The organism is Neobacillus sp. GCM10023253 (assembly GCF_042653105.1).
Taxonomy (GTDB): Bacteria; Bacillota; Bacilli; order Bacillales; family Cytobacillaceae; genus Neobacillus; species Neobacillus citreus.
In genome coordinates, this window is record NZ_JBHSHV010000036.1 from 1 (window position 1) to 11,608 (window position 11,608).

Annotated in this window: 7 protein-coding genes; 4 read left to right on the forward strand and 3 right to left on the reverse strand. The window is 44.2% G+C overall.

Going from position 1 to position 11,608, the window contains the following annotated elements; genetic code table 11:
- Positions 1-206 precede the first annotated feature (206 nt).
- Together ACFPA1_RS28650 and ACFPA1_RS28655 are read left to right on the forward strand one after the other, a co-directional pair.
- Positions 207-2,420, forward strand: coding sequence for a glycerophosphodiester phosphodiesterase family protein (locus tag ACFPA1_RS28650; protein ID WP_378588487.1), 2,214 nt, complete (start codon positions 207-209; stop codon positions 2,418-2,420).
- Positions 2,421-2,594: 174 nt separating this feature from the next.
- A complete protein-coding gene (locus tag ACFPA1_RS28655) occupies positions 2,595-3,035 on the forward strand; it encodes a phosphate-starvation-inducible protein PsiE (RefSeq protein ID WP_378588490.1) in 441 nt (146 codons plus the stop codon).
- 77 nt (positions 3,036-3,112) lie between these two features.
- On the opposite strand, the gene ACFPA1_RS28660 is transcribed toward ACFPA1_RS28655, so the two are convergent.
- Positions 3,113-3,517: a VOC family protein gene (locus tag ACFPA1_RS28660; protein ID WP_378588493.1), complete on the reverse strand. Its 405-nt coding sequence runs from the start codon at positions 3,515-3,517 to the stop codon at positions 3,113-3,115.
- A 245-nt stretch (positions 3,518-3,762) separates the two neighbouring features.
- On the opposite strand from ACFPA1_RS28660, the gene ACFPA1_RS28665 reads away from it, so the two are divergent.
- A complete protein-coding gene (locus ACFPA1_RS28665) occupies positions 3,763-4,680 on the forward strand; it encodes a LysR family transcriptional regulator (RefSeq protein WP_378588496.1) in 918 nt (305 codons plus the stop codon).
- A gap of 63 nt (positions 4,681-4,743) precedes the next feature.
- Here ACFPA1_RS28665 and ACFPA1_RS28670 read toward each other — a convergent pair whose 3' ends face one another.
- Together ACFPA1_RS28670 and ACFPA1_RS28675 are read right to left on the reverse strand one after the other, a co-directional pair.
- Entirely contained in the window at positions 4,744-6,060 is a 1,317-nt protein-coding gene (locus tag ACFPA1_RS28670; RefSeq protein ID WP_378588503.1) for an MFS transporter, read from the reverse strand.
- A 39-nt stretch (positions 6,061-6,099) separates the two neighbouring features.
- On the reverse strand, positions 6,100-7,713 hold the full coding sequence (locus ACFPA1_RS28675; protein ID WP_378588505.1) for a long-chain fatty acid--CoA ligase: 1,614 nt from the start codon (positions 7,711-7,713) through the stop codon (positions 6,100-6,102).
- Positions 7,714-8,178: 465 nt separating this feature from the next.
- Between ACFPA1_RS28675 and ACFPA1_RS28680 the strand changes: the two genes are divergently transcribed.
- Complete coding sequence (locus tag ACFPA1_RS28680) at positions 8,179-11,304, forward strand: alpha/beta hydrolase domain-containing protein (protein WP_378588508.1); 3,126 nt, start codon at positions 8,179-8,181, stop codon at positions 11,302-11,304.
- Positions 11,305-11,608 lie beyond the last annotated feature (304 nt).

Sequence of the window (11,608 nt, forward strand, 5' to 3'; positions counted from 1 at the left end):
CCATCTGTTTCGGGGAAAAATTGCATGACTGGCCTCACCATATTAAAAAAAAGCCGACTTTTTCAGTGGTCTCGAACCGTCCCCATGCATCAAAAGACCTGTTTTTGCCCGATTTACAATATTCTCAAATTCTATTAATAGCGGCTCAATATTTCTCCTGTATTTTTGTATATGAATACATATTCTTACAGGAGATGATGGAAAAGATGAGAAAGAGTTTAGTAGCTGGATTAGCTTGTTTGTCTCTGGCGGTAACAGCCGCCGCCCCTTATGCGGCATTGGCCAAGCCTATTGAAATTTCTCCGACTGAAAATGGGCAATCGTCCTTGCGCCCGCTTACCTCTGATGTGGCGGTGATTGCCCACCGCGGGGCCTCTGCCTATGGCCCTGAACATACTCTTGTAGCCTACAAGCAGGCGATGACGATGCAGGCCGATTATGTAGAATTCGACTTACAAATGACCAAGGATGGTCAGCTGATCGCGATGCATGATGAAACGCTCGCGCGGACAACGAATGCCAAGGAACTTTATCCGGACCGCGCCCCATGGCGGGTCAAGGATTTTACCCTCGATGAGATCAAACGTCTCGATGCAGGTTCCTGGTTTAACAAAGCTTACCCGGACAAGGCGAAACAAGCGTACATCGGACAGCAGGTCCCGACCCTTGAGGAAGCCATCGAATTTGTCAAGCAGCATGGAAATGGCAAAGTTGGCCTTTATATGGAAACAAAAGCGCCGAACGTTTACCCTGGAATGGAAGAGAAAGTCATTGATGTTTTGAAAAAAACAAATGTCCTAGACAGCGAAATGCTTTTTCTAGAATCGTTCAGCGAGGACTCCCTACGTAAGTTAAAAACACTTGCCCCTGATGTCAAGCTGATCCAGCTTTATACTGGAGCCATGCTGGCTGGAAAAGATGTCCATCAGGAAATGAAGCGAATCTCTGAATACGCGGCGGGGGTCGGCCCAAGTAAGGAGCTGGTTGTTCCGAAGCTGATGGAGGCTGCCCACCAGAACCAGCTTCTCATCCACCCGTGGACCGTCAATGCTCAGGACGATATGGTTTCATTGCTTTCCCTGGGTGTGGACGGTGCGTTTACCAACAATACGGACCTGCTTGTCGATTTAGTTGAAAAACCGTTTATTTCACATGGCGTGGCGAGCGGGGATGTAACCGATTCATCTGCGATTCTATGGGCACGCACTAACGCGGCAACAAATGTTCAATTTGAAATTTCCACGGACAGCACTTTTAAAAAAGAGACAATTGTAAAAACAAGCCCGGCTGATGTGGCACATGATTTTACAGTTAATGTAAAAATTGACGGATTGAAGCCAGATACAACCTATTATTACCGTGCTCATTCGGTTTCCAGCAAATATAGCGTGAACGGTTCCTTCAAAACGGCACCGGAGGAAAACAGCTTGAAACCGCTGACCATGGTATGGGGCGGCGATACGGGCGGCCAAGGAGAGATCCCTCCATTTAAATCGTACAAATCGATGGCAGCTTTAAATCCGGACTTCTTCCTGTTCAGCGGGGACACCATTTATGCTGATAATGCAACACCGGCCGTTCCGAATCCTCCGTCTGGAACCGTACAGGATTTCTGGGCGAAGTATAAGGAGAACCGGACCGATGCCGGACTGCGCAGCCTTTTGCAAAAAACAGGAACCTTTGCGATTTGGGATGACCATGAGGTAACGAACGATTTTTCCGGACCGTCCCAACCGCTGACACCAACCGGATTAAGTGCGTTTAAAGATTACTGGCCGATTTCAGGTGAACGCAGTGAGGCAGACAAGCTTTATCACAAATATTCTTGGGGCAACACCATGGATATGATGATCCTTAATAACCGGGGATACCGCTCACCGAACACCCAGGCCGATGGTGCGGATAAAACCATGCTTGGCGATGAGCAGTTACATTGGCTGAAGCAGCAGCTTCTTGAGTCGGATTCCAAAGTGAAACTAATCGCGACGTCCGTGCCAATCTCAATCCCAACCGGAAAAGCAATGGCTCGGGACGGATGGGCAAACGGCGACAATGTTAACCCGAATGACCCAACCGGCTATGAGAACGAGTTCAAGGAAATCTCTGATTTTATTATCGAAAAAGGAATCAAAAACGTCTTCTTCGTCACGACCGACGTCCATTTTGCGGAAGTCATCAAATATGACGCCAACCACGATGGTAAAGCGGATTATAACGAACTCATCAGCGGCCCAATTGGCGCGGTAAAAATAAATCCAGGTACATTGGACCCAACCTTCGGACCTGATAAACTATACGCAGAAGGCAACTTCTTCAACTACGGCGTCTTCCGCGTCGACCCAGCAACACAACAAGCAACAGTAGAAATCCAAGACGAAAACGGCAAAACCCACTTCAGCCACACCTTCGAGCTGGAGTGATGCACGGATGAGGCATGGGGACGGTTCTCGTGCCTCAAAATGTCGGTGATGCACGGTGACGGTTTGTGTTTCAAAATAGGGGTCAGGCAACGCAGCTATCAAAAAACAACGTACTAAAATGAGGCATGAGAACCGTCCCTCTGCCTCTTTCATAATTTACAGGGGATGATGTGCATGGAACAAGTGAAAAGGAATTTCTATTTTCTAATGCGGATACTTCCACGGGCTCTGCAACTATTTTTGAATGTGACGCTTGTCTTGCTGGCTACCATTCTAGCAATATTATTGGTGAAAGAATTACTCATTTTTGGCCGGATGTTGGTGGACAATGGCAGCCATGACCACCAGCAGTTTTTTGCCAATATCCTGCTCTTCTTTTTATATTTTGAGTTCATCGCGATGATTGTTAAATACTTCAAAGAACAATACCATTTTCCAATTCGAAACTTTCTATACATTGGCATTACCGCAATGATCAGGCTCATCATCGTGGAGCACGATTCTGCATTAAACACCTTAATCAACGCACTGGTCATCCTAATTCTTATCATCGGCTATTTCATCTTAAACCTAACTCCCCGCGAAAGGCCCGAGAGGATTTGGAGGCATAGTTGATGCATGGGGACGGTTCTTCTGCTTCAAAATAGAATAGAAAAACATAATCACACCACGATGGCATTTCGAAAAGCCTTTCATTCCTGCGAAGGTGCCACCAATTCTACTTTCATTCGATCCGGGTCTTCAAAATACACCGCATAATGGTCTGTTCCGCCGGCAAAGGGATGCTTTTCCCCATATAAAATCTGTACATTTCTATCTTTCAATTTACTCGTTATTTCCTCAACCTGCTGGCGGGAGCTTGCATGAAAGGCCAAATGATTCAGACCCACACGGCATCGGTGATATGCTACATTTAAATATTTATCCTCTGCCTGCACAAAAACAAGATAAGTTTCACCCAATTTCCAGCTCTGGCCCCGATCCCATTTTTGATACACTTGATAGCCTAATTCCTCCAAAAACCATCCCCAAAAATCAACTGTTATCTTTAAATTAGAAACATATAGCTCGATATGATGGATTAATCCTTGCGACACTTAAAATCCTCCTAATTGGCTTATTTGCATCCATTTCCATCATAATCGAATTCCCTTGATAAAACTGCACCTATTTTTTAGTGCGGATTGGGTGAAATATATGGTACTAAATTGAGGCACGAGAACCGTCCCTATGCTTCACCCATGTTCCACATTAATAAATTAAACTTGTCTGTTATAATGAAATTATTACTGAAAATGAGGCATAAGAACCGTCCCCATGTCTCAAAAGGTGGCTTGATTTTATGCATATTGAACAGTTTGAGTATGTGATTGAGGTGGCGAGGAGGGGGAATATTTCGAAGGCTGCGGATCGGCTGCATGTTTCACATTCCGCTGTTAGCCAGGCAATATCCAGTCTGGAAGCGGAGCTTGGCATCCCTATCTTTATACGGTCGCGTTCTGGGAGCACGTTTACTGACAAAGGAGAAGCGGTCCTTAAATTATCCTATGAAATTATGAATAAAATCACGGAGTTAAAAGAGTTAGGCCATCATTCGAAGGAAATGCCGGGCAGCCTATCCATTTCGGCATCCGCTATTTTCTTCTCTACATTTCTACTAGAAGCTATAAAATCTTTTAAATTAGAATATCCACAAATCCAAATGGAAATCGATTCAAATACGCTTGTTCCCATTATCGAAAAGGCAAAAAGTTTCCAAACGGATATTGGTTTAATAATGGGCCCCGATGAAACACATAAGGAAGTATCCCGTTATATGAATGCCCGAATTTTGTATACCATCAAGCTAATGGTTGCAGTTAGCAAAAACTCCCCATTAGCTAAAATGGATGTGATCACACCTAAAGAAATGTTGAACTACCCTTTAGTCATCCGGAATGAACGGCCAAACCGAAAAACATGGGAGGATATCTTTTCTAGGTATGGCCAAGGAAACATATTATGTTATACAAACAATGACGAAGTGATGAAAAATGTGATCGCAAACGATTTAGCCATCGGCTTCTTTACTGATTTGATGAAAAAAGACCCGTTGGTTGTACGGGGCGATATTTGCTTAATCCCTTATTTTGATCCAATTGAAGTGCCAAACTACCATCTCATCTGCATCCAAGCAAAGAATAAATATTCCTCCATCGTTGAGAAGGAATTCATTAAATGTTTGCTAGAGTCCATTGAATCTTACAAATCAGAATTATAATCTTTCTTTTTTGAAAAAAAACACTCCTAGCAGCCTAGTACCTGCTAAGAGTGTTTCATTCAATTATATGGTTTGACTCACTTCAGAAGGATCTGCCTTCAACACCCTCTTTTCACTCGGTTTAAGCATCGTTAACGCGATAATCGAAATGACACAGCAAATCGTCACATACGTACCAATGGCAGTAGTGCTTTTGAATTTTTCCAATAGGGTTAATGAAATCGTTGGGGCCAGTCCTCCGGCGATTATAGAAGCAAACTGATAGGCAATGGACGAGCCGCTAAACCGTAAATGCACTGGGAAAATTTCCGAAATCAGCGCTGCCTGCGGGCCGTACACCACTGCCGGCCCAATGCTTGCAAGCATCGTAGCTAAAATAATCAGGCCTTTTACCTCTGTATTTACTAAATAAAAATACGGGAAAGCCATTACCAATGTCATAATCATCCCAGCGAGCGTGATATTTCTCCGGCCGAATCGATCCGATAAATGAGCGGACAAAGGAACAGCGACTAAGAACACGACGGAAACAAGCAAGACAGCATTCGTAATAAATTGTTTATCTAGTTTGAGATGCACAGTCGCATAGTAGATGGCAAAAGTCGTATAAATATAGAACGGCACATTGTCCGCCAGACGCGTAAACGCTGCCAGAATAATCTCTTTAGGATATCCCTTAATGGATTCAAGGACTGGTGATTTGGCGGTGCGGTTCTCCTTTTTCATTTTTGCGAATTCTGGAGATTCCTCAATCCCAAGTCGGATATATAATCCAATAAAGACTAGGATAATACTTAAAATAAACGGAATTCTCCATCCCCATACCCCAAAGTTATCGCCGGTTAGAAAAATACACAGCGAAACAATGGACGTAGAGGCTAACATTCCGATTGGAACACCTAATTGTGTCATACTACCCATTAAACCGCGGGATTTTTTCGAGCTCCATTCAACGGAAAGGGTAACCGAGCCTCCCCATTCACCGCCAACACCAATTCCTTGAAGGAACCGAAGAATAACAAGCAGGACTGCTCCATACACGCCGATGGTTTCGTAGGTAGGCAATAGCCCCATCACCGTACTGCTGACTCCCATTAACAATAACGAAGTGACCAAGGCCGCTTTGCGCCCGATTTTATCTCCGTAGGAACTAAAGACAATGGCCCCAAGCGGACGTGCCAAAAACCCGATAAATAATGTAATGAAAGATTGCAGAACCCCCATAAAGGCAGTTGATTCTGGAAAAAATAATTTCGGAAAAACTAGCGCTGCCATTGTTCCGTAAAGGAAAAAGTCATACCACTCGATAGAAGTTCCTACAATACTGGCTAGTGCCACTTTTCTCATCTGCTTCTTACGTACTTTTTCAGTTACCTCCATACCCATCCCACCTCTTGTTTTGTAAATTTATGATTTTTTTCAAACTAGCTTTTCACTAAAACGCTGGCGCAAAAGATTCTTATTATACTTCCCATTGGCATTTTTAGGGATTTCATTTGTGAATTCATACCGATCCGGCAGCCACCATTTAGGGAATCTTGCCGCTAACCATTGGCTTAGCTCTTCTTCTAGTAAACTTGTATTTCCATCCTGCTTAAGGACAACATATGCCAGCGGACGTTCCAGCCATTTTTCGTCAGGCATCGCGACAACACATGCTTCCGTCACTTCCGGATGGGCCATTAATTCATTTTCAAGTTGAACAGAGGAAATCCATTCCCCGCCGCTCTTGATCAAATCCTTATTCCGATCGACAAGCCGAATCGCCCCTTGTTTGTTAATCGTGGCAATGTCACCGCTCTTCCACCAGCCATTGTCAAAGGAAGAGGCGGAACGATCATCATTCAAATATTCGCTGGCAACCCATGGGCCGCGTGCCAGAATTTCGCCCATTTCTTGGTCATCCCATAAGATTTCTTCACCGAATTCATCGACGATTTTCATTTCGATGCCAGGAATTAAGATACCCTGTCTGGTGCGATAATGTATATTTTCACTCTCTGAGTTGTTTTCCTGATCTTTTCTAAAATGCAAAAATGTAATTAGTGGGGAAGTTTCTGTTGCGCCATAGCCTTGGACGACCGGAACGCGGTGTTGATAGAGAAATTTTTCAATAATTGCTTTAGGTGGTGCTTGTCCCCCAAGGAACAATGCTCTTAAACTGGAAATTTGATAGGGATGCTCTTCTAAAATATTGGCCATTTCAACGCCGATGGTGACGGCTGCTGCCGTTACGGTAACACTCTCGGATTCTATTAATGACAAAAGCTGATGAGCATTTGGGCGAGTACCCGGCAAGACCAATTTGGCACCTGTAGCAATGGCGGCATAAGGCAGCCCCCAAGCATTTACATGGAACATTGGGACGATGGGCATAATGCAGTCTTTCTCTGAGATGGCGGTTACATCCGTATAAAGCAAGGCAGAGGTGTATAAATACAGGCTTCTTTGTGTGTAGGTAACTCCTTTTGGAAGCCCAGTAGTAGCGGATGTAAAGCAGATGGTGGCAGGTGTATACTCGTCCAGCATTTCAAACTGGAATTCCGTTTCCGCCTGTTCTAGAAGCTCTTCATAACAATAAAGCGGCGAAAGTTTTGTTTCGGTATCGGGAAGGTTCTTGCCAAGGAAGACATATGCCTCAATATGAGGCAGTTGCGGCGAAATCGCTTCCACAATTGGCAACAAATCTTCATCGAAAAATAAAACCTTATCTTCAGCATGGTTAATGGTATAGATAATTTCGGGATGACCATAGCGAATATTAACGGTATGCAGCGCTGCACCATAGCACGGGACTCCTAAATACAGCTCAAGATGCCGATGATTATTCCAGGCCATCGAAGCAATTTTATCTCCTTTTTCAATACCTAAAGATTTTAAAACATTAGCCAATTTCTTTACCCGTTGATAAAATTCGGAGTAATTGTAACGAAAAATCGAGCCGTCAGACTCCCTTGATACAATCTCTTTATCCGGAAAAAACTTAGCCGTCCTCTCCAAAAACGTCCTTAAATTCAACTGTAACGAATTCATATCCATCCCCTTTCCAAAATAATCATAAAATTTAGAATTATCCACATTATATAGGTAACAACAGTAAATATACAGTTAACATTACCGACGTATGTGTAAGTTTAACTTACACAAAAGTGATGCATGGGGACGGTTCTTATGTCTCAAAATAGTGGGTGCTAATAATTCCACTAACAATATATAGAAAAGGGGCAATACCGTCACTCTGCTTCAACATTACATCACCCAAAAATGATGCACGAGAACCGTCCCCATGTCTCACCTCACTTAGGACTATTTCACTATATTATTACGAATATTCTAAAAACCTATAGAATTATAGACGTTTTGATTTTATACTTAAAGGTAGTTTATTAGTTAGTTTAATAAACAAATATCCATGCTTCTTGGAGGTGGTTTTCTCCCTTAATTGATTGCATTACATTTTGTAAGCGTTTTTACACAGTAGAAAAAGGAGGGGTTTTTATGAAAAAGAGCAAACGGGTTTCCACTGTTATGCTGTCGGTCATGTTATTGCTTACGCCGTTTGGCGGCGGCCTTTCGGCAACAGCAGCAAGCGCAGGCAGCGGAAGCCTACCTGCAGCGTCCGCAATAGAAAATGCCAATGCTCACAAGGACTTAGGACAAATAAAGAAGTCCATGAAGGAGCTTCCGACAGTAAAAGAAATTCCTTATGGGGAGGGCATGACCTTTCACAGCCAGCCGATTAACATCAGCCATCCATTCAGCTCGATGTATAGTTCCAGCGGCCGTGTTGATATTTGGAACGACTACAGCTATGACGAAAAGGAATTTTTCATGTCGGGAAAAGCCAATGTTTACAGCATTGACAAGCAAGATGTTCCATATATCCAATCGTCCGGAAACGATTATACAACAAGACTTTTAGTAAGATTTCCTAAGGATCCGGCCAAATTCTCCGGCCGTGTTTATGTCGATATTTTAAACGCATCAAGCGGCGTCGATTTGGAAGATACTTGGGGGCGAAGCTATGACTGGTATATGAAAGAAGGACATGCCTATATCGGGATTACTTCGAAAACGGACACCATCAATGCTTTAAAAAATTTCGACAGCAAGCGATACGCTGACCTCAATTGGAAAGTAAACGGCCAGGATGAAAACGGCCTGATTTGGGACATGCTGTCGCAATTGGGCTCCAAACTGCGGAGTGACAGCGCCGGAGACATTCTTGGCGGGCTAAAACCACAATATGTCTACTTATCAGGACAAAGCCAATCAGGCTTCTATTTGAACACGTATATCACCTTATTTGAACAAATGCTGGAGAATTCCAATCAAGGAAAACCTTTGTTCAACGGGTATATGAATATCGTCGGACCCGGTACGACCAATGTGAACTCCGGCGGACCACAGCCAAAAACGACCTACTCAGCGACGGGCGTCCCATATATGGTGATTATGTCCGAATTTGAGCATAATTTTGCGAACATGCCGGGATTTGCCTATGAAAGAATGCAAGACTCGTCCACAACGAAAGACAAGTTCAGATTTTATGAGGTAGCAGGAGCGCCGCATACAGACCCGACGCTCGACGTCATTCCGTTTAGCGATGAAATTAAACTGGGGAACGGAAAAGGAAGACCGCCAAAGGAATATGACCCTGGCCATTATGAAAGCGACTTGAATCTGCAAAGCTTTGTCAATGCGGTCCAGGAAAACATGCATAAGTGGGTAACCGAAGGAATTCCTGCCCCTTCTGCAGACGATAAATGGATTGATTTTTCGAAAAAAAATGAAGGCGGAAAAACCCTTTACACGACGAAAACGGATGAAAACGGCAATGCCTTGGGAGGAATTCGCGATCCGCGCATCGAGTATCCGGTTGCCACATATTTTGCAAGCCGAAACGGCCTTCCTTTTGAAACAAACGGAAGCATGGTGTTCTTCACTGCCGACAAAATAGCGAAACTGTACCCTGATTTTGAAAAAGATTACAAGAAGCCATTTTTAACACAAGCTAAGAATCTATTAGATCAAGGATATATTTTACAAGAAGGCTATGACAAACTCGTAAACTATGTAAATGAAAAGAAAGGCTTTGGCGGACCTAATGCGGATAAGATTAATGCGGTGGCCGATGCAAAGCCAAGCAAGATTGTCGAAAAACCATTTGACCCTGAACAGATTGGCTTCCATACGGTGGAGCCGGATGTTGCGGTTCATCCCGAGCTGAGCCACCCTTATAACTCGATGCTGGATTCCGTTGGCGCTGTCGATATTTGGAACGACTATCATTATACCGAAAAAGAATTCTTCCTTTCCGGTCAGGCTAATATTTATGAGCTAGGCAATGTCGAAGGTAACGATGTTCCGACTGTCAAGAGCGGGCCATATGATTACACGAACCGAATAATCGTGCGCATGCCGCAGGATATGAAGAATTTTTCCGGTGCGGTTTATATCGATATTCTCAACGCCTCCAATAATTCTGATATGGAAGACACTTGGAGAAGAAGCTGGGAATACTTCATGCAAAATGGACACGGTTATATCGGAATAACGTCTAAAGACGTAAACGTTGCGGCATTGAAAAAATTCGACCCTGCCCGTTATACTGATATTGATTGGACAGCGGACAAGGCGGGGCAATACGAAAACGGGCTATTCTGGGATATGCTGTCGCAGCTTGGGGTAGCCTTGAAGGATGACGAACAAAGCCGGCAAATCCTTGGCACGAAGCCTAATTTTGTGTTCCTTGGCGGGCAAAGCCAGTCCGGCATGTATGAAAATACGTATACCAACGTGTTCCAGCCATACTTATACAATGCTGAAAAGGATCAATACCTGTTTGATGGCTATTATAATTTGGTAGGCGCTATACCTGCCTCCATCCAGCCTTCGGGAGCGATCATGCCGTCGTTAACTGACAAGAATACTCCAAAAACCATTTTTAAGGCAATGGGTGTTCCGACAATGGTGGTCATGTCCCAGGCAGAATCGGGATTTAAGGAAGGTGCAGGACTATTCCCTTCTTATAAAAATAAAAAAGATCAAAACAGCCAATATGATATCTTCAGACAATACGAAGTCGCCAACGCGCCTCACTCTGATGCGATCTCGCCAATCATTCAGAATAATGATGCACTGGTAAAAGCCGGGGTGGCACCGCGCAAGTACCCGGTAACCGATCTGCCAAATACGCTGAAAAGCAACCTGCACATCGATATGTTTGTAAGCGGCGCGCTCGATAACCTTTATGATTTTGCTGTAGCTAAAAAAGCGAACCCTGATGTGGATCCGAAGAAATACTTCCCGACTGCTGAGGATAAATGGCTGAAGGTCGACCCCGCTACAGGGAAATTTGCCAGGGATGCACACGGCAACGTCATTGGCGGACTCCGCCACCCATTGTCCGACAACCCGCTCGCAACCTATATGGTGAGAAGTGACTTCATGACCCTGTTCAGTGAGGAGGAGCTCGTCTCACTATACGGCTCAAAAGAAAACTGGGTTGAAAAAATGAACACTTCTGTTAACCACCTACTGGCACAGGACCTCATCCCGCAAACAGTCGCTGATTCGTATAAAAAAACGATGCGTGGGGACGGTTCTTTTGCTTCATGGTGATGTGATGCATGGGGACGGTTCTCATGTCTCAAAATGGTTTATCTTGAAGAAAAGATGTTTCAAAACAACGAAATAGTTCCGCGCATAAAGGCCCGACTAGCTCTTATCCGCTAGTCGGGCCTTTTCATGCGTAAGCTTCGCATTGCACACCTTGAAATGATGCACGAGAACCGTCCTCACGCGCCGCGCCCACACACCCAAAATGATGCACGAGAACCGTCCGAGACCACTGAAAAAGTCGGCTTTTTTTTAATATGGTGAGGCCAGTCATGCAATTTTTCCCCGAAACAGATGGGGGATTCCC

Bases quoted from the DNA above. Each gene is read 5' to 3' on its own strand.
- ACFPA1_RS28650 (WP_378588487.1), top strand. From the start codon at position 207: ATGAGAAAGAGTTTAGTAGCTGGATTAGCTTGTTTGTCTCTGGCGGTA.
- ACFPA1_RS28655 (WP_378588490.1), top strand. From the start codon at position 2,595: ATGGAACAAGTGAAAAGGAATTTCTATTTTCTAATGCGGATACTTCCA.
- ACFPA1_RS28665 (WP_378588496.1), top strand. From the start codon at position 3,763: ATGCATATTGAACAGTTTGAGTATGTGATTGAGGTGGCGAGGAGGGGG.
- ACFPA1_RS28670 (WP_378588503.1), bottom strand. From the start codon at position 6,060: ATGGAGGTAACTGAAAAAGTACGTAAGAAGCAGATGAGAAAAGTGGCA.
- ACFPA1_RS28675 (WP_378588505.1), bottom strand. From the start codon at position 7,713: ATGAATTCGTTACAGTTGAATTTAAGGACGTTTTTGGAGAGGACGGCT.
- ACFPA1_RS28680 (WP_378588508.1), top strand. From the start codon at position 8,179: ATGAAAAAGAGCAAACGGGTTTCCACTGTTATGCTGTCGGTCATGTTA.